The sequence below is a fragment of the Bacteroidota bacterium genome, assembly GCA_016718825.1.
Lineage (GTDB): Bacteria > Bacteroidota > Bacteroidia > J057 > JADKCL01 > JADKCL01.
The window spans coordinates 1-18,642 of the sequence record JADKCL010000035.1; the positions used below are offsets into that span (position 1 = coordinate 1).

Consider the following 18,642-nt stretch of genomic DNA (forward strand, 5'->3'; position numbering starts at 1 on the left):
GCAGTGTGCGCTTGACGTCTTCGATGCCACAGGGGAAAAGTTCAGGGTTCGAATCCACCAACGACTGCATGTAATCGTCGGGATACAACTCCCGCTTCGCAATCATTTCTTTGATCGTAGCCTTTTGATCTTCGTACCGCTCCAAAATGTAAAAAACAGCAGCATTGCGATAGGCACGTTTCCAGCCACCTTCGTAACCGTCTTGAACCAACTCAGGCTCACTTGATTTAGGTACGAGATCGACTTTCCACTCTATTCGTTTAGTATCCTTTGAGATATATGGAGCAAAAACAGATCCTCTCGAGTTCTTGGAAACTTTCAGCAAATGGTTGAACGAGATTTAGATTGAATTTTTGTTGCCCTTCAGCCGGCTATTGCATATCGGACAAGACGGAATGAGATTGTAAAACGACAAGGCTAAATAGGGATAGGTCACTTGGTCAAAGAAATGATCAAAGTCGTACAGCAGCTTAGGAGGGTTGGAAGACGAAATGGTCTCGGCGTAGTTTCGATTACAATAAACACAAACTCTAACGTCGAGATGTTCAGAGTAGAACTTGGTAGCATAGTCATCGCGGAATGATTCATAGCAAAAAAACCATTTCAGTCCTCGAGTACTATTTTCCTTCTAGGTCTCCGTGCCTTTTTTTTTGAGACTTTATCCACTACCAGCTGATACTTAGAGGCAAACTTAGCCAACTGATGGGGCCGATTTGTAATCAGCTCATCTAAGGAGATTTCTTTTTTCTGAATTTGTAGAAGGAATAGCTTCCTCTGAGGATCAGGCTCCTCTCCCATTGCTTGCACCAAACGACTATTCGTGAGATACTCCGCTTTCACTAACTGGCAAAGCTTCTCGGCGATCGTATCAAAATACTCTTCCCTGCCCTTATTGATTTGCTCCATCGTCTTTGGTCTTTGATTTTCTGTCTTCCCTTCGAATCGCATCAATCACACTCTTTCCATCCATGCGAGCCTTCTGGAATTTTCGATAATTTTCTAGACGCTCTTTTAGGACTGGCTCTCCAAGCATTTTGATGATGCGATCAGCTTTTTCCTCGTCACCTTCCTCCCATGATACTTCACCACTGATTCGTTTGACCACCCATTCCAATTTTGTCCGAGCAAACTTTCCAATCGTATCATCAAGGAAAAAATCATCTTTGAGAAGTGTGTGGAGAGTTGCGCCGAAGGTTCGTGGCTTTACAATGGATCGAGGCCCTTTTCTTTCACTTTTGTTAAATCATCTTTGCTTAAAATTCGATGACCTTTATGCCAGGAAAATCGGACAATATTAGTGCAAGAGTGAGTGGAGAAGACAATTTGGATATCAATATTCATTCGGCTTTTTGCGAGCTAGGTAGTACAAAATGATTTCCAATATATTTCCGCTGCATGTTTGGGTGCACATTTGAATCCCCCTCATCAATTAATAACAAGAAGGATCTGCCAATTCCTTTATTTGAAGTACCGCAAGAATAACTAGCCTTATTATCCCCAATTTTTCCGATCAAATAAAACTCCGAAAGATTGAATCCCGCGTTTAAATGCGATAATTGAGTTAAAATTGCCTGCTCACCGGTACTTAACGAAGGGTCGAAACGATACTCAATAGGGTAATCAGGAAATTTATTTACAATAATTCGCCAATCAGAATCAGTAGATGGCAATCCTTGATTAAAACGAATGGATTTTATTTTCACCATATGATCAATAAAATTTGCCGCTATCTGAAAATTAAAACACAAACGAAAGCCCCTCAATTCCCGCTGAGGACCAAAATTTAGCTCAATAAATTCAATCGGAAGTTGCGTAATCAATTTGCAAATTTCATCAACGTGAATTTCCCAGTCAATATGCGCAATACCTAAAGGGCTTTGAGATAGCTCAATTAATTCCAGCACAAGATCTGAAAACTCGCTTAAAGCAATTCCTGCCTTCGTATTGTCCTCTACTTTTCTCCAGAACTCTTCATGCCACTTATGAAACAATGTCAGGGTCAAATCTTCTAAACGAAACAAGAGCATTCCAACCCTAAACAATGTAACGGCAAGATCAACACTACCATTTGGCTTATTTTCAGATTTTTTAACTTCCTGTCTCAACTCTTTTTCAAACCACGAAAACAATCCATCAATATGAGTCTGCTTTTTGGGAGGGTCGCTTGACGGAATCTGCAAGTTTCGTCGTTCAAATGGACTGAATTGGACAATTACAGAATTCACCGAACCAAAACGGAAGTCTGGTGAATCTTGCAAATCCAATAAAACACCCACTTGATCCTTAAATTGTTTGTCAGAAAACCCTTTCGACTACCATCTGCATTAGAGCAATGAAAGCCAGTTAAAAAATTCAGTTGCGAAGGAAACATCAGCTCCCAACTTCCGATCTATTCCTTCAATTGAGGTTTGTCCATTAAAAGATTGAGAAAAATAGATCGGTTGAGCAAAGTAGGGCCCTTCTTGGAAAGTTGGCGGAGCACCACATTGTTTAAAAGAAAAAACGATTGTTGTCAAATCTAAAAGATTGTCCTTATTCTCCAATTTGGCATTGGAAATAGACCATAAGCAATCCTCAATATAATTAGAAGTGCATATAATTTCTTTACAACCTCTATCTTGAAATACCGCAACAACCTTTGATCCAATTGGTAAAGCTTGGCCAGTTGAAAGTATCCACATGAGGCGCATTAGCCTTGTTTTACCAATGCCGTTTGAGCCCACAATAACGGAGATATTGCCAATTGTAGCAAATTCATACATTTCAGCAATTTCTGGGACAAGAATCGGATTCGTTATTCCAACATCCCAAAACCCCTCAATAAACTCAGGATTCTCCTTGATGCTCAAAGTCAGCTTACCATTCTCAAGCGACTCCTTCCGAATCACCCAACGATTCGACAAACAAAGCTCGACATCTTTCAAGCCTTCAAACTCCTCTATATATACGTATGCGATGTACATCTTCCCAAATTAACACAATCCCGCGTCAAGCCAAGGACATCACGCCGTCTATTGCCCCCACCGTCCAAAAAACCTACAACACAAACCCAAGTTGGGCATCCAACCCATCCGGCCTTTCCCATCCGCCTAAAACGATTCCGCAGCCCGCCGATCCCATCCTCCTGCATCCATACAAACCTCCTCCCTCCTTCTGGCACGTCGATTGAAACACGGTCGATCAGATTCATCTTCAATGGTTACCGCTATGAAAAAATTGCTTCTACTCTTGCCGCTTTTGTTGGCCGCCACATTGCAGGCTGCGAATTGGGACATCACCTCCCGTGAATTCAAGGACTTTGAAATCCGTGGCGCGGCGAAAGGACCTACCGGATTTTACTTGCTTGCCTATACCAACCGCAAGACAACGGTCGATCAAAACATCACCAACTATTATACACCGAAGATTGTCCATCTTGATGCAGCCTTGAATCCCGTTTGGGAATTGGCATTCGAGGAAAGCAAGGTGCTCACAATGAAGTCTGTGCAGGTGATTGGCGACCGCGTGTACCTTGCGGGCAGTGCCTATCCTGCCGGACTCAGTGGCGGCGCGAAGGCGCGGCTGATTTGCACCGACCTGAATGGCCAACTTTTGTGGGACCGCCAATATGCCTACCCGTCCCACCATTCTCTGGAAGCCTTTCAATTGATCGCCTCGCCCGGACAAGACCTGCTTTTGCTGTGTACAGCCTACCGTGGATACAGTTCGATGGGGTACCCGATGCTGATGCGCCTCGGTCCCTTGGGTGAACAACGCTGGCAAAAGTCGGTCGGCACATCTTATTACTATTCCAATCTTGGAGCGGGTCGAATCACTGCGGATGGCAAAGTGGTCCTCGCGGGGTTGGTCTATCCTACTGTCACGCAATTCAAGGCCGAATCCCCAACTGCTTGGCTCGTGAAGCTTGATTTTGACCAACAAGGCGCGCTGATTTGGGAGAAGAAACTCGCCGTTGCCCAACAATCCTACGCAAGCGATGTATTGCCGCTGCCGAATGGCAACCTCGTTGTCGTGGGAAAAGCGCAGGATTCGCAGGATCAGTCACAGAATCTTTGCCTTTTACTCGCTGCGAATGGGGAGATTTTGCGCAAGGACAGTTGGGGTGCATGTGACTTTGCGAGTTTGGAGGAAATGGTTGCGGTGCCGGATGGGTATTTCGCCTTGGGCAGTTGTGATGTCATGAATGGTCACGCGCGCACTTCGAAAACAAGTCTCACCATTTTTGATACGGCGATGAACCGCGTGGACGAATTGGTGATCGATGCGAAGGTGGATTCGTGGATGTTGCCGATGGACGGTGGAGGATTGGCACTTGTGGGACGGAATGCGATCGTGACGGTGCGGTGAGTTCGAGGGAGCGGTTGTCATTGTCACTTCAAATCCCGCCGGAGGCGTGGGCCTCCGGCCCTAACGCCGATCGACCGCACGCCTCTGGCGGAATTTCCACTTTGCAATCGCCCGACAAGATATCCGTCAAATGCAATTCGCCGAAGTCTGTGAGTAGGCAGTCTCGATCCGCGCTTCTCCTATTCTTAAAATTCCGCCGGAGGCGTGCGGTCGATAACCGTGTGGCCGGAGGCCACCGGTTCGAAATAGGAGGCCACCGGTTCGGCGACATTTTGTTTCCATTCCCGAATTTTTGCTTAATTTCCGCCAAATTTCTGAAGGACATGAGTCGGAATGTACTGGATTTGAAGGAGCGCACGCACTCCACCTTTTTCCCAAAGCACCAAGAGGCTATTTACAAGCGTCTGGAAAACAAGGACTTGGTTGTTGAAGTCGGCGAATATGATCCGATGGGCACCGAAATGGTGCTCAACCTCGGTCCGCAGCACCCTGCTACACACGGCGTTTTGCGCTGCGTTTTGCAGCTCGACGGCGAATTGATCCAGAAATGTCTGCTCGATGTGGGCTATCTCCACCGCGGTGTGGAAAAAATTGCCGAGCACAAAACGTATCAGGAATTCATGCCCTACACGGACCGCATGGACTACCTGAGCCCCTACTCCACCAATGTGGGCTTTTGCCTCGCCGTGGAAAAACTCGTGGGCATCGACGTTCCGCCACGCGCGCAGTACCTCCGTACCCTCGCCTGCGAACTCGCCCGTGTGAGCGCCCACTTGCTCTGGCTCGGCACGATGTGCATGGACGCCGGTGCGATCTCCATGTTCATGTGGACCTTCCGTGAACGGGAATTTATCTACGATTTGTTTGACAAATTCGCTGGCGTGCGTTTCACGGTCAGCCATAGCCGCATCGGCGGATTGCAGTTTGATGTGGATGAAAGCACGATCGATGCGATCAAAGCCTTCACCATCAACCTCAAAAAGGAACATGCCGGTTGGAAGAAATTGTTGGCCAAAAACGCCATCTTCCTGCGCCGTGTTGACGGTATCGGGGTGATTTCCAAGGAAGATGCGATTGCCTACGGCCTCAGCGGACCTTCTTTGCGTGGTAGCGGCGTCGCCTATGACATCCGCACGTTTGAGCCTTATTTGGCTTACAATGACATCGATTGGGATGTGATTGTGCGCAACGAAGGTGATTGCCTCGCACGTTATTATGTGCGCGTCGACGAGATGGAGCAAAGTGCCAACATGATCCTGCAACTCTGCGAAAAGCTGAAGAAGCCGGAACTGCGCAACGGGCTCATCCGCGCCGACAATGCCAAGAAAACCTACGCTTCCAAAGACGAGATTTACTACTCGATGGAAGGTCTGATCCACGACTTCATGATGACGGACCTGGGCGTTTGTCCTCCGGCCGGCGTCGAAGCCTACTGTGCGATCGAAGCGCCCAAAGGCGAACTCGGCTTCCATTTGATTTCCGACGGTACAGGTTCGCCGTTGCGTTGCAAGATCAATTCTCCGAGCTTCACGAACCTGCAAGGCTTGGAAAAAATCATGGAAGGCGCGATGATCGGCGACACCGTGGTGTTGATCGGTTCCATTGACCCCGTGATGGGCGAAGCGGACAAATAGTAGCAGTTTGAGTTCGAGACGGGAGTTCGAGGGAGGGCTTCCAATGAAGATAAAATAGGGCGGGGACTTTGGTTCCCGCTTTTTTTTGAGTTGAATTTGGCCACGAAGACACGAAGACACAAAGTCAACGGAACTTTCTTCGTGCCTTTGTGTCTTCGTGGCCTGAAATCCTGCTTATATTCGGCCCATGGAAATCGCGCTGAGCATCGCCATTCTATTGTTGCCCTACTTGTTGGGGTCGATCAATGCCGCCGTGATCGTGAGTCGCGGCTTGTATGGCGTTGACATTCGCACACTTGGCTCCCTCAATGCGGGCAGCACCAACATGTTCCGGGAACTGGGTTTCAAAGCCGGGGCACTCACACAAGTCGTCGACATTGGCAAAGGATGCTTGTCTGCAGCCCTGCCCTTCTTCGCGTTTTGGTGGCTGACGGATCAAAAACATTGGCTGAGTGAATTCGACCTCGAATTGCAATCCATCATCTGCGGCCTACTATCCGTCATTGGCCACCTTTATCCAGTTTATTTTGGCTTCAAAGGCGGCAAGGGCATCAATACTTTGCTCGGGATGATGCTGATTACCAATTGGCAAGCGAGCTTGATCTGTCTCTTAGGATGGATTCTGATCCTCTACGTGAGCCGTTATATCGCCGTCGCATCCATGGGTGGCGTCGCCATTTATCCGCTGTACCTGATTGCCCGCGCCTTGATTACCGATACCCCGATCAATGGCCTGCTTGTCGCCGTCGGATTTGGGATGGCCTTGTTGGTCGTGTACACCCACCGCAGCAATATCGGGCGCTTGCTCAAGGGCGAAGAAGACAAAACCACCTGGTTTGACGGAAAACTAAGGTGATCCATCGATTTGAACTACGGAACTTTATGAAAAAATTGCTCCTCTCCTTTCGCATTGCAGCCTTGGGTTTGTTAGTGTCGGCCATGACCTTCGTCGGTTGTACAAAAAGTACGCCTACCGAGACCACGACCCCCCAACCGATGGTGAATCCGACGAATGGCTCCGAGGTCAACGCAGCAAAACAGCCGGGAACGCATTGTTTTGCATTCAAGGACGGCAATCATTCAATCGAAGGCAGGTTGGAATTGACGGCGGGAAACGAAGTTGTCGGCACGCTCAAAGGCCATCAAATCGACGAAGCCACCGGCACCGACAACATGTATGACACGAGTTTTGACGGCCGCCTTCAAGGCGATTCCCTGAAGCTCAATGTCCTCAGTTCGGCGACAGGCAACAAGGAAAAGACCAATCAAACCTGGGTATGGAAAAAGGAAGGCCTGCAGGAAGGCGAGCACCTTTTGTTACCGGTTTCCTGCGTCAATTGATGCCATTTTTCGGGCTTTGACTTCCTTCGAATGGCTTGATTCATTGTGCCTTTGGAAGGGGTGTTTTCATGCACATCAAAATGATGTTTGGCAAAATGCACCACGCCTCAAGGAAAATTCCTATCTTGTCCACGTCTGACGAAATCGGATGAAGGAATCAATTAGAGTCACAGTTTGCTCCTTGCTCTTGTGTATTTGCTGTTTGCTTGGGTCGAATCTCTCTGCCCAATGGCATTTCCCTGTGATTGGAGGAACGCTTCCAAATGCAGCCGTCAACCTTGGAAATAACTGTTTTGAACTCACTTCCGCGGCCAATTCACGGGGCGTCGTATGGGATTCTGTGCAAATTGACCTGAGTCAGCCGTTTGACATTACGCTTTCCATCAATCAGCAACCTTGGGGAGCCGACGGACTTGCGCTCGTCTTGCAAGGTGCAGGACTGGGCGCAAATGGCGCCGGCGCGAATGCCTTGGGCTTCGGGAACTCGATTCCGGCATCGGTCGGGTATTCAGCGATTGCGCCCTCGATTGCCTTTGAAGTCGATACTTGGGACAATTCACTTGCCGGTGTGGCCGACATCGCGCAGGACCACGTGGCGATCCATGCCAATGGCAATATGGCTGCCACGATTGGTGCACCCGTGAGTGCCATCGCAGGTGGCACAGACGTCACAGACGGCTTCTGTCACCGATTCAGGGTCGTTTGGCAACCTGGTGTCAACAACATCCGCATATTTTTTGATGGAAATCCTGTTCCTCGGATAAACCTGAATTACAACATGGTCGGGCTGATTTTTGGCGGGAATCCTATGGTTTGGTGGGGCGTCACCGGCGGATCAGGCGGCGCAGCCATGACACAAAGGGTTTGCGTCGGTGCAAGTTTTGCGAATGTCGGTCCAGATGCAACGATCTGTGCGGGGACAACGCTACAATTGAACGGATCCGGCGGAACAAACTATGCTTGGCAACCGGGAGCCCCCATTTTGACCAATGCCGCGCTCCAGAACCCTGTATTCGGGCCGACTGCAGCGGGCAATTTTGTGGTTTCGGCCCAAGTCACCAATGCCGCCCTTTGCACCGACCGCGATACAACGCTCATCACGGTAGCCCCATTGCCCGTCGCAAACGCTGGAGCCAATCAAAATCTCTGTTTGGGCGATTCTGTGCAACTGGGTTCCCCCGCCCTGCCGAATCTCCTCTACGCTTGGAGGCCCGGTGCAGGTTTAAGCGACTCGTTGGTCGCCCAACCCTGGGCAACCGGACTTGCCGTCGGCACCGTCAACTACAGCTTGATCGTGCGGGACCCGACCACCACCGCAGGTTGCGCCGACTCTGCACTCGTCAGCATTACTGTGGTCGATACCCCGCAAGTTGCGCTCGTCGCGGTCAATGATACCTTGTGCCTCGGCGTTTCGAGTACACTCACTGCTATTCCCTCCGCCGGAATTCCCCCCTATTCCTATGCTTGGTCCAACGGTGCCATTACAGGAAATCAATTGGTTACGCCCAATGCAACAACCACCTACCTCGCCACGATTACCGATGCAAGCAGCTGTACCACAGTCGGTAATGTAACGGTGACCGTCAACGATACGCCTACTGTGGCCCTCGCTGCCGCACCGGATTCGATTTGTGCAGGCGGAACTTCGCAACTTTCGGTTGGTGCTGTGGGAGGCACACCGGCTTACACATACCTTTGGAATACAGGCAGCACGGCGACGCCGATTACGGTTGCGCCGCTTGCGACCACGACCTATACGGTCACCGCCACCGATGCCCTTGGCTGCCAAAGTAGCGGAAACATCAGCGTTACCGTCAATGTCTCCGATTCGCTGGACATCGTTACCCCCGACACCTTGGTTTGTACCGGCTCGACCATTTTGGTGCAAGGTACCTTCTCCACGCCGGGCATCAATACCTGGAATTGGAGTCCCGCTTTCGGGCTCGGCAGTCCTACCAACCCGAATACGAGTATCACGCCGACCGCAACTACGACCTATTACCTTTCCGGCAGCAACAGCAATACGGGTTGCGGCTACACGGATTCCATTCGCATTGAATTTGTTGCGTTGACAGCCCCGTTGGTGAATCTTGGGGCTGATACCGCGCTTTGCACAGGCTCCACGTTGGTCCTCAACGCCGGAAACCCAGGTTTCAGCTATGTTTGGAGCAATGGCGATACCATGCAGCAGAGTGGATTTGGCACGTCGGGCTGGATTTCGGTATTGGTTTTTGATACTTTGGGCTGTGGTTATATTGCGCAAGACAGCCTGTTGCTGACCTTGCAACCCTTGCCTGCTCCACAATTGGGCGCTGATACTACAATTTGTACTGGCGACAGCTTATTGTTGCAAGCAGGGAATTTCAGTGGCGGATACCTATGGTCAGACGGGAGCAATGCCAATAGTTTTTGGGCGACGCAATCCGGTTTGTACTGGGTGGAAGTCAAAGACAGCTTGAATTGTACGGGATCCGATAGTTTGGTTTTGACCTTGCAACCCAATCCTGTCGTCGCCTTTGACACGTTGGCACCGCAATATTGCAGCTTGGATGCGGCTGTGATGCTGATCGGGACACCTGCGGGAGGCGTTTTTACCGGTACGACAGGGGCGAATGGAATTTTTGATCCGGCGATCGCCGGGGCGGGCAATCACACGGTGCAATATCAATTTACGGATGCCTTTGGTTGCAGTGACTCCATTTCGCAGTCAACGACAGTATTTCCACCACCTTCTGCAGCGCTTGCTGGACCTGATTTGCAGGGAGAAGCGCAGATTACGCTGCAAGCACAGGCCGCTTCGGTCGGCTTTGGATCTTGGCTGACCGGGAATTTCACGGGCAGCATTGACGATGCGGGCGATCCGAATGCAACGGTCACATTTGACAGCTCCGGCACATATTTGCTGATTTGGACCGTCAAGAATCCGCCTTGCCCCGCCAATTCAGATTCGGTTTGGATCACATTCGAAGGCATCCACATTCCGACCGGATTTTCACCCAATGCCGATGGCGTGAATGACGTTTACTTCATCCGCGGATTGGGCGGCTACCCGGGAACCAAATTGATGATATTCAACCGCTGGGGAAATCAAGTTTGGGGTTCGGAAGACTATCAAAATGATTGGAACGGCGACAACGCCGATGCGCAGCCACTGGTCGACGACACCTATTATGCCGTCATCGAATACGGAGGTAAAAGGCTGCAAACCTATGTGGTCTTGAAGCGGCAATAAAACATCAACCTCCGCCTTGTTTTTTCCCGAGCAAAACGAGATAATCGACCTTAAACTTCGCATAGCCCCTTGTAAGCCAACCCCATCGGTCCCAAACAGGGTGTTGCTTCGTGGGTTTGAAACGATAGGATCCCATCTTTTCGCCATTGTAAAAGCAGTGCAATTGACCACTGCCATACGCCAAACGAAAGGTCATCGTATCGCGCTTCAACTCCGGCAAACGACGGTTCCAATTGTTATTGTGCCAACCATCTCCATGGTGGTATTCGTAGCAATACAATCCCCGCCTTTGCACCACCATTGCGGAATAGCAACACAATTTGGGCGGCTTATCACCCTTGGATTTGCGGTGATTGATGTTGTACACGGCGCCCCCGTAATTGAATACTTCGGGAATGATCCGGATCTCATAGACAAATGAATCCTGCCCCGTAAGGTCCATCCCTATCGAAGTATAGGAGTAGATTCCTTTGGGATTCAGCTCCGTCACATGCAGGCATCCTTCCTTGATTTCCTGACTTCCCGATTCGCCGCGGTACTCCTTCCAGCGATTGCGGTTGTCGACAAAATCCTCGAAGTAAAGCGTATCCAACTGTCCAAAAAGCGGCAAGCGCGTACAGGCCAAGAGAAAGCACAATGCAGTCAATCGTCGATGCATACAATTCGATATTGGTTAAATACTCAGCAGATGACCATTTTGCGAAAATAAGCCAACTTCCGAATATTGGAAGACGCCGCAGTAATCTAAGCGCATTTTAATGCAGAAATGCCTTCCAAACGTTCGCTGTGGTGCAGTTTTCATTAACTTTACGGCCTTGCTATATCCCGCATTGATGAAAAAAGTACTGATCATAGACGACGAAGTCAAGCTCCGCGAATTGCTCGCCCGCATCATCGGACTCGAAGGCTACGAAGTTTTGGAGGCAGGCGACTGCAAATCAGGCCTCAAGCGCCTGGAACAGGCAGAAATCGATGTGGTCCTCTGTGATGTCAAACTTCCTGACGGCAACGGGGTCGAACTCGCGCAGCAAATCAAAGCCAAATATCCGCTGTTGGAGGTGATTTTGCTCACGGCCTACGGCAATATCCCCGACAGTGTGCAGGCCATGAAAAACGGGGCCTTCGATTACCTGACCAAGGGCGATGACAATAACCGCATCATCCCGCTGCTGAGCAGGGCGATGGAAAAAGTGGAACTTGCAAAGCAGGTCCAGCATTTGCAGCGACAGCTTGGCAAAAGGTATGCCTTCGAATCCATTGTCGGAAAGTCCAAAAGCCTGCAAGCAGCCATCGAATTGGCCAAAAAGGTGGCGCCCACCGATACCACGGTTCTGCTGACCGGCGAAACCGGGACCGGCAAGGAGGTCTTTGCACAGGCGATCCACCACGCGAGCAAGCGCGCGGCCAAGCCCTTTTTGGCCATCAATTGCGGGGCTTTTTCGGCTTCTCTCCTCGAAAGCGAATTGTTTGGCTACAAAGCCGGTGCCTTTACCGGAGCAAACAAGGACCACAAAGGACTCTTGGAAGAAGCGCATCACGGCACATTCTTTCTCGACGAAATCGGCGAAATGCCCACCGAATTGCAGGTCAAGCTGCTGCGTGTCCTGGAATCCGGCGAATTGTTGCGTGTCGGCGATACGAAACCCATTCAGGTGAATGTCAGGATCATTGCCGCCACCAACCGCGACCTTGCCAAGGAAATTGAAGGTGGACGTTTCCGCAGCGACCTGTTTTACCGGCTGAGCGTGTTTCAGATTCACATTCCCGCCCTGCGCGAGCGGCTTGAGGACATGGACTTGCTGTGCAACCACTTCGCCAAGACCTTCGGCCTCAAAATGGCGAAGCGCATCCACAGTTGCACCGCACAATATGTCGCCGCACTCAAACAGCATTCCTTCCCCGGCAACATCCGCGAACTCAAAAACATCATCGAGCGCAGCACCATCCTCGAAGATGGCGAAATCCTCAGTGTCGAAAGCCTCCCGCTAGAATTACAGATCCGTTCCGAGGGTCCGCAAAGCACGGAAATGTCGACCTTTTCCCTCGCAAGTGCGGAGCGCATCCAAATCCAGAAGGTCTTGCAGCATACCCAAGGCAACAAAACAGAAGCCGCAAGATTGCTGCAAATTGCGCTCACGACCTTGTACCGCAAACTCGAGGAGTACAAGATCGTTTGAGGCTTTCAAAACGCTAGGATCAACCCTTTCAAAATGAAAGGGAAGCGATCGTCGTTGCAGGATCCATAAAAACACAACTCGCTCATCTACAACATATTAATACACGTCCCAAACAATACTTTCATGTTTGGTACGGGATTCGACAGGCATGGCATAACTAAATGTTACGCTTATGCTCACTGGAATATTGCTTGCTTCTGCTTCGTTGGGTTTCGCACTGTTTTACCGGTGCATTCATTGGTTTGAAAACATCTAAATCTATGCTTATCCTATTCATCGTTTCGATCGCTGTGTTTGGTTATATGTGTTACGTACTGTTACATCCCGAGAAATTCTAATCCTCGGATGCACATCTCTGACACAATTGTATCCCAGCATTTTTCCACCTATCAAAACAGCAACGTCTGCCTAAAATGGAATTTACAGGTATTATCATCATATTTTTAGTCGCCGTTGGCTTGGCCATTCCACTCGGGAAGTACATAGCAAAGGTTTACGCAGGCCAGAAGACTTGGCTAGACCCCGTTTTCAACCCGTTGGAACGGCTCATCTTCAAGCTGTCAGGCATAGACACGACACATGAAATGGATTGGAAACAACATCTGCGCGCATTGTTGGGGCTCAACCTGATCTGGTTCTTCTTTGCGATGTCAATTTTGATGTCTCAAGGTTGGCTGCCACTGAATCCGGACCACAATGAAAGTATGTCTGCCGACCTCGCATTCAACACCGCAATATCCTTTTTGGTGAATTGCAACTTGCAGCATTACTCCGGTGAAACCGGGCTGAGTTACCTCTCTCAGGTCATTTGCATCATGTTTTTGCAGTTTGTGACAGCAGGAACCGGCATGGCCGCAGCGGCTGTTCTTTTCAACGCCATGCGCAGCCGCACCTCACAGCATCTGGGAAATTTCTTCAACTATTTTGTAAAGTCTTGCACCCGCATATTGCTGCCGATTGCTTCGGTCGTTGCCCTCATCTTGGTAATGAATGGTACGCCGATGACCTTGCAAGGCAAGGATACGATTCAAACCCTGCAAGGCGACAGCGTAGAAGTTTCGCGCGGACCGGCAGCGGCGATGATTGCCATCAAGCAAGTCGGTACAAACGGCGGCGGATTCTTCGGGGTCAATTCTGCACATCCCTTGGAGAATCCCTCCTACTTCACCAACACCATCGAAAATGTGATGATCCTTTTGATTCCCATTGCGATGATTTTCGCGCTCGGCTATTATCTCCAAAACAAGCGTTTGGCATGGACCATTTTCGGCGTCATGACCATTGGATTTCTCCTCCTGCTCGTACCAGCCTTGATGTCTGAAAATGCAGGCAATCCCACCTTGGAAGGATTAGGAATCACGCAATCCTCCGGGAATATGGAGGGAAAGGAACTTCGGATCGGGGTAAATGAATCAACATTCTGGGGCATTACCTCCACCGTGACGAGCAACGGCTCGGTCAATTCGATGCATGACAGCCATACACCGCTCAGTGGAGCCATGCAGATGCTTGGGATGATGGTCAACAGCTTCTACGGCGGTGTTGGCGTGGGAATCCTCAACTTTTATGTGTTCATGATCCTCGCCGTATTTATCAGCGGATTGATGGTCGGGCGCACTCCTGAATTCCTTGGGAAGAAAATCGAAGCCAGGGAAATCAAAATTGCGATGATTGTGGCCTTGTTGCATCCATTTTTGATTTTGGTGGGCACGGCATTGGCTGTTTCCATCCCGCAATATACAGCTTCAACACTTGCCAATCCTGGCTTCCATGGGTTCAGCGAAATTCTCTACGAGTACACCTCTGCATCAGCCAACAATGGCAGCGGATTTGAAGGATTGGGCGACAATACACCTTGGTGGAATATCAGCACCGGAATTGTCCTGCTACTTTCTAGATATATTCCCATCATTGGCCCGATTGCCATTGCTGGAATATTGGCCCAGAAAAAATTCGTTCCTGAAAGTGCAGGCACCCTTAAAACGGATACAGGAACCTTTGGCTTGGTCGTACTAGCAGTCATCTTCATTGTGGCCGCCTTGGCTTTTTTCCCGGCACTTACACTCGGTCCATTGGCTGAATATTTTTCCATTCATTCATCCAACAGCACAATACAATGAAAGCACAATCTACATCTCTGTTTCAAGCTGCACTTGTAACCCAAGCCTTGAAACAGGCGGTCATCAAGCTTGACCCGCGGAAAATGATTCTGAATCCCGTAATGTTTACCGTCGAGGTCGGTACCGCAGTGATGCTCGGCGTTTGCATTTGGATTTTGGCTGGCGCTGAAGGTCAAGGCGGATTTGGATACAATTTGGCGGTTTTCACAGTACTCCTGCTCACCCTCCTTTTCGCCAATTTTGCCGAAGCCATTGCCGAGGCACGTGGCAAGGCACAGGCAGACAGCCTGCGCAAAACCCGTGAAGAAACCGTCGCCAAACTCCGTTTGCCAAATGGTGAAATCCACTTCGTGAGCTCGGCGCAACTCAAAAAGGGCGACATTTTCGTCTGCGAAGCCGGAGATACCATTCCAACCGACGGCGAAATCATTGAAGGTCTCGCCACCATCGACGAAAGCGCAATTACAGGCGAAAGCGCTCCGGTGATCCGCGAGGCGGGCGGTGACAAAAGTTCGGTGACCGGCGGCACCAAGGTGCTCTCCGACCATATTGCGGTGGTTGTGACAACCGTACCCGGAGAAAGCTTTCTCGACAAAATGATTGCCTTGGTCGAGGGGGCAAGCCGGCAAAAAACGCCGAATGAAATTGCTCTGACGATTTTGTTGGCTGGATTTACACTTGTCTTCGTCATTGTCACCGTGACGCTCAAACCTTTTGCCGACTTTGCGCAAACGCCGATCACCATCGCCGCATTCATCTCACTTTTTGTTTGCCTGATTCCGACCACCATTGGCGGGCTGCTTTCTGCCATCGGAATTGCAGGCATGGACCGCGCCCTACGTGCCAATGTGATTACCAAATCAGGAAAGGCCGTTGAAACTGCGGGAGACATCGATGTTTTGCTGCTAGACAAAACGGGCACCATCACGATCGGGAACCGTAAAGCAACCCAATTTTATCCAGCAGAGGGCATCGCAATGTTTCGCTTCCTTGAGATCGCCCTGCAGGCTTCGCTTTCCGATGAAACGCCAGAAGGAAAATCCATTGTCGAATTGGCATCTGCACAAACTCCGAACCGCAACTCAATTCCTGCGAATGCTCCATCGCCAACCGAAAAAATCATACTTTTCACAGCAGAAACGCGCTGCAGCGGGGTGGATTTGGCTGACGGGTCACGTATCAGGAAAGGCGCGGCAGATGCGATTCGCAAGATGGCATTGGCAGCAGGCCATCCCTATCCCGAGGCAATTGACACGCGCGTGAGACAGATCGCAGCGAATGGTGGCACCCCCTTGGTTGTCGCAGAAAACGAAATGGTCATGGGTGTGATCGAATTACAAGACATCATCAAAACCGGTATTCAGGAAAGGTTTGAGCGCCTGCGAAAAATGGGGATCAAGACCGTGATGGTGACGGGTGACAATCCCTTGACAGCCAAGTTCATTGCCGAAAAGGCGGGCGTAGATGACTATATTGCGGAGGCCAAGCCCGAAGACAAGATGAACTATATCCGCAAGGAGCAAGCCGATGGCCGACTCGTGGCAATGATGGGTGATGGCACCAACGATGCCCCGGCACTTGCGCAAGCAGATGTCGGCGTAGCCATGAACAGCGGCACACAGGCTGCGAAGGAGGCTGGAAACATGGTCGACCTCGACAATGACCCGACCAAATTGATCGAGATCGTAGAGATTGGTAAACAATTGTTGATGACACGCGGCACCCTCACGACTTTTTCGATCGCCAATGATGTCGCGAAATATTTTGCAATCGTACCCGCATTGTTCATTGCCTCGGTACCTGCCTTGCAGGGGCTCAATGTCATGGGCCTGCATTCCCCGGAAAGTGCAATTCTATCGGCAGTCATTTTTAACGCGCTCATCATTCCCTTGCTCATTCCCCTCGCCCTCAAAGGTGTGGCCTACAAATCGATCGGCGCCTCGGCCTTGTTGCGACGCAATCTTTTCGTCTACGGGCTTGGTGGCCTTATTGTCCCATTTATCGGCATCAAACTGATCGACATGCTTGTCGGATTGGTGCTGTAATTCAGTCCCAAAATACAACTCAGATGAAAAAAAATATGCTGTCATCCCTCCGTCTCACTTTCGTTTTGCTGTTGCTCCTTGCTGTTGCTTATCCCGCAATGATCCTTGCAGTGGCACAATTTTCTCCCGACAAAGGAGAAGGGGTGAAAGTCGAATTCGAAGGAAAAGTAGTCGGATATGCAAATGTCGGGCAATCCTTCACTTCGGATTCCTATTTTTGGTCTCGACCTTCGGCGGCTGGTTACAACGCGGCTGCAAGTTGCGGGAGCAACAAAGCTCCTTCCAATCCCGCGTACCGCGCAACAGTGGCCGCACGTATCGATTCCTTCCTTGTCCACCATCCCGATGTGAAGCTTGACGACATTCCAGCAGATATGGTCACGGCAAGTGGCAGCGGATTGGATCCACATATCTCTGTGGCAGCTGCGCAATTGCAGGTGCAGCGCATCGCAAGCAAAAGGGGGCTTCCGACTTCGCAATTAAAGCTACTGATCACCCAGGTCACCGAAGGGCCTTGGCTTGGACTGCTTGGACCTTCAAAAGTGAACGTGCTCGCGCTCAATCTTGCCCTTGATCATTTGCAGCCACGATGACCAGATTTTTATCATTATTCCCACGTTCAATCCACGATATCGTTAATTTTGGAAGTCTATGAAACACATATATACTTTCTTGATGCTGTTCCTGTTCTCGAATGTCCTATTTGCGCAGGATGACAGCATTGCAAAATCTCCGCTTACTTTCAGTGGCTACCTGGATGTGTATTACGCATTCGATTTGGACAATCCCGATGATCACTTGCGACCCGGATTCATGTATTCCTTCAACCGGCACAATGAGTTCAATATCAACCTGGCAATGGTCAAACTCAACTTTTCCAAAGAAAAACTGCGAGCCAATATAGGCCTGATGGCGGGTACGTATGCAAGCGCAAATCTTGCATCCGAGCCGCTAGCTTTGCGCTATGTTTATGAGGCGAATGCAGGGATCAAACTCAGCAAGTCCAAAAACCTTTGGCTGGATGCCGGCATTATGCCTTCCCATATCGGCCTCGAAAGTGCCATCGGGCGCGACAATTGGACCCTCAGCCGGAGCATCTTGGCCGACAATTCGCCCTACTATGAAAGCGGCGCAAAATTGGGATATACCTCTGCAAATGGAAAATGGTTTCTGAGTGGAATGGTGTTGAATGGTTGGCAGCGGATTGCACGACCCACAGGCAACAACTCACCAGCATTCGGCCATCAAATCACTTGGAAACCAAGCACCAAGATCACCCTCAACAGCAGCTCCTTCGTCGGAAATGACAAACCCGACAGCGTCGCGCAAATGCGGGTCTTCCATAATTTCTATGGCGTTTTCCAGCTGTCCGATCGAATAGGCGCAGCATTGGGATTTGACATCGGAGCCGAAAAACCAGCCAACGGAGGCAACCCATACAACATTTGGTATAGCCCCTTGGCCATCGTGCGTGCGCAACTCACCGACAGGCTCACACTCGCAGCCCGTGGCGAATATTATGTCGATCCCAATGGCGTGATACTCCCTACAGGTACCACCAACGGATTTCGGACATTGGGATATTCACTGAATGCGGATGTAGCAATTCTGGACAATGTGCTTTGGCGCATCGAAGGACGAGGATTTTCCAGTATGGATCCAATATTCTTGCGCAACAATCAGCCCACCCGTGCCAATTTTGGAATGACCACTTCGCTCTGCGTCGCCTTCTAATGGTACCACCGA

General features: G+C 50.1%; 17 protein-coding genes. 11 read left to right on the forward strand and 6 right to left on the reverse strand.

Annotated features, from left to right (window positions below; genetic code table 11):
• The 5 genes from IPN95_24915 to IPN95_24935 form a co-directional block, all read right to left on the reverse strand.
• A partial coding sequence (locus IPN95_24915; protein MBK9452611.1) for a hypothetical protein occupies window positions 1-211 on the reverse strand: 211 nt, incomplete at its 3' end.
• Window positions 212-603: 392 nt separating this feature from the next.
• Complete coding sequence (locus tag IPN95_24920; GenBank protein ID MBK9452612.1) at window positions 604-906, reverse strand: hypothetical protein; 303 nt, start codon at window positions 904-906, stop codon at window positions 604-606.
• Window positions 890-1,105: a hypothetical protein gene (locus tag IPN95_24925; protein ID MBK9452613.1), complete on the reverse strand. Its 216-nt coding sequence runs from the start codon at window positions 1,103-1,105 to the stop codon at window positions 890-892. Before IPN95_24925 ends, IPN95_24920 begins: the two co-directional genes overlap by 17 nt.
• Before the next feature lie 232 nt (window positions 1,106-1,337).
• On the reverse strand, window positions 1,338-2,276 hold the full coding sequence (locus tag IPN95_24930; GenBank protein ID MBK9452614.1) for a hypothetical protein: 939 nt from the start codon (window positions 2,274-2,276) through the stop codon (window positions 1,338-1,340).
• A 48-nt stretch (window positions 2,277-2,324) separates the two neighbouring features.
• Window positions 2,325-2,963 (reverse strand): hypothetical protein, encoded by a 639-nt coding sequence (locus IPN95_24935; GenBank protein ID MBK9452615.1) that lies wholly within the window; start codon window positions 2,961-2,963, stop codon window positions 2,325-2,327.
• 244 nt (window positions 2,964-3,207) lie between these two features.
• Here IPN95_24935 and IPN95_24940 point away from each other — a divergent pair, with 244 nt between their 5' ends.
• From IPN95_24940 to IPN95_24960, 5 genes are all read left to right on the forward strand, one after another.
• Window positions 3,208-4,347, forward strand: a complete 1,140-nt coding sequence (locus IPN95_24940) for a hypothetical protein (GenBank protein ID MBK9452616.1) — start codon at window positions 3,208-3,210, stop codon at window positions 4,345-4,347.
• A 323-nt stretch (window positions 4,348-4,670) separates the two neighbouring features.
• Window positions 4,671-5,981 carry an NADH-quinone oxidoreductase subunit D gene (locus IPN95_24945; protein ID MBK9452617.1) on the forward strand — a complete coding sequence of 437 codons (1,311 nt, stop codon included), beginning with the start codon at window positions 4,671-4,673 and terminating at the stop codon, window positions 5,979-5,981.
• Between the two features lie 187 nt (window positions 5,982-6,168).
• Window positions 6,169-6,837 (forward strand): glycerol-3-phosphate 1-O-acyltransferase PlsY, encoded by a 669-nt coding sequence (gene plsY / locus IPN95_24950; GenBank protein MBK9452618.1) that lies wholly within the window; start codon window positions 6,169-6,171, stop codon window positions 6,835-6,837.
• Between the two features lie 26 nt (window positions 6,838-6,863).
• The gene (locus tag IPN95_24955) at window positions 6,864-7,322 is read left to right on the forward strand and encodes a hypothetical protein (protein ID MBK9452619.1); all 459 of its coding nucleotides are present in this window, start codon (window positions 6,864-6,866) and stop codon (window positions 7,320-7,322) included.
• Between the two features lie 148 nt (window positions 7,323-7,470).
• Window positions 7,471-10,554 (forward strand): gliding motility-associated C-terminal domain-containing protein, encoded by a 3,084-nt coding sequence (locus tag IPN95_24960; protein MBK9452620.1) that lies wholly within the window; start codon window positions 7,471-7,473, stop codon window positions 10,552-10,554.
• A gap of 4 nt (window positions 10,555-10,558) precedes the next feature.
• On the opposite strand, the gene IPN95_24965 is transcribed toward IPN95_24960, so the two are convergent.
• Window positions 10,559-11,212, reverse strand: a complete 654-nt coding sequence (locus IPN95_24965; GenBank protein MBK9452621.1) for a hypothetical protein — start codon at window positions 11,210-11,212, stop codon at window positions 10,559-10,561.
• Window positions 11,213-11,387: 175 nt separating this feature from the next.
• Between IPN95_24965 and IPN95_24970 the strand changes: the two genes are divergently transcribed.
• From IPN95_24970 to IPN95_24995, 6 genes are all read left to right on the forward strand, one after another.
• Window positions 11,388-12,731 carry a sigma-54-dependent Fis family transcriptional regulator gene (locus IPN95_24970; protein MBK9452622.1) on the forward strand — a complete coding sequence of 448 codons (1,344 nt, stop codon included), beginning with the start codon at window positions 11,388-11,390 and terminating at the stop codon, window positions 12,729-12,731.
• A 260-nt stretch (window positions 12,732-12,991) separates the two neighbouring features.
• Window positions 12,992-13,069, forward strand: a complete 78-nt coding sequence (locus IPN95_24975; protein ID MBK9452623.1) for a potassium-transporting ATPase subunit F — start codon at window positions 12,992-12,994, stop codon at window positions 13,067-13,069.
• A 75-nt stretch (window positions 13,070-13,144) separates the two neighbouring features.
• Window positions 13,145-14,851, forward strand: a complete 1,707-nt coding sequence (gene kdpA / locus IPN95_24980) for a potassium-transporting ATPase subunit KdpA (GenBank protein ID MBK9452624.1) — start codon at window positions 13,145-13,147, stop codon at window positions 14,849-14,851.
• Window positions 14,848-16,896: a potassium-transporting ATPase subunit KdpB gene (gene kdpB, locus IPN95_24985; protein MBK9452625.1), complete on the forward strand. Its 2,049-nt coding sequence runs from the start codon at window positions 14,848-14,850 to the stop codon at window positions 16,894-16,896. The genes kdpA and kdpB overlap by 4 nt, the downstream gene beginning before the upstream one ends.
• A 23-nt stretch (window positions 16,897-16,919) precedes the next feature.
• Window positions 16,920-17,489, forward strand: a complete 570-nt coding sequence (gene kdpC, locus IPN95_24990) for a potassium-transporting ATPase subunit KdpC (protein ID MBK9452626.1) — start codon at window positions 16,920-16,922, stop codon at window positions 17,487-17,489.
• A 58-nt stretch (window positions 17,490-17,547) separates the two neighbouring features.
• Window positions 17,548-18,630: a porin gene (locus tag IPN95_24995; GenBank protein MBK9452627.1), complete on the forward strand. Its 1,083-nt coding sequence runs from the start codon at window positions 17,548-17,550 to the stop codon at window positions 18,628-18,630.
• The last annotated feature ends 12 nt before the right edge of the window (window positions 18,631-18,642 follow it).

Coding starts and splice junctions, on each gene's coding strand:
- IPN95_24975 (MBK9452623.1), top strand. CDS start 12,992: ATGCTTATCCTATTCATCGTTTCGATCGCTGTGTTTGGTTATATGTGT.
- plsY (MBK9452618.1), top strand. CDS start 6,169: ATGGAAATCGCGCTGAGCATCGCCATTCTATTGTTGCCCTACTTGTTG.
- IPN95_24970 (MBK9452622.1), top strand. CDS start 11,388: ATGAAAAAAGTACTGATCATAGACGACGAAGTCAAGCTCCGCGAATTG.
- IPN95_24995 (MBK9452627.1), top strand. CDS start 17,548: ATGAAACACATATATACTTTCTTGATGCTGTTCCTGTTCTCGAATGTC.
- IPN95_24945 (MBK9452617.1), top strand. CDS start 4,671: ATGAGTCGGAATGTACTGGATTTGAAGGAGCGCACGCACTCCACCTTT.
- kdpA (MBK9452624.1), top strand. CDS start 13,145: ATGGAATTTACAGGTATTATCATCATATTTTTAGTCGCCGTTGGCTTG.
- kdpB (MBK9452625.1), top strand. CDS start 14,848: ATGAAAGCACAATCTACATCTCTGTTTCAAGCTGCACTTGTAACCCAA.
- IPN95_24965 (MBK9452621.1), bottom strand. CDS start 11,212: ATGCATCGACGATTGACTGCATTGTGCTTTCTCTTGGCCTGTACGCGC.
- IPN95_24960 (MBK9452620.1), top strand. CDS start 7,471: ATGAAGGAATCAATTAGAGTCACAGTTTGCTCCTTGCTCTTGTGTATT.
- kdpC (MBK9452626.1), top strand. CDS start 16,920: ATGAAAAAAAATATGCTGTCATCCCTCCGTCTCACTTTCGTTTTGCTG.
- IPN95_24920 (MBK9452612.1), bottom strand. CDS start 906: ATGGAGCAAATCAATAAGGGCAGGGAAGAGTATTTTGATACGATCGCC.
- IPN95_24955 (MBK9452619.1), top strand. CDS start 6,864: ATGAAAAAATTGCTCCTCTCCTTTCGCATTGCAGCCTTGGGTTTGTTA.
- IPN95_24935 (MBK9452615.1), bottom strand. CDS start 2,963: ATGTACATCGCATACGTATATATAGAGGAGTTTGAAGGCTTGAAAGAT.
- IPN95_24940 (MBK9452616.1), top strand. CDS start 3,208: ATGAAAAAATTGCTTCTACTCTTGCCGCTTTTGTTGGCCGCCACATTG.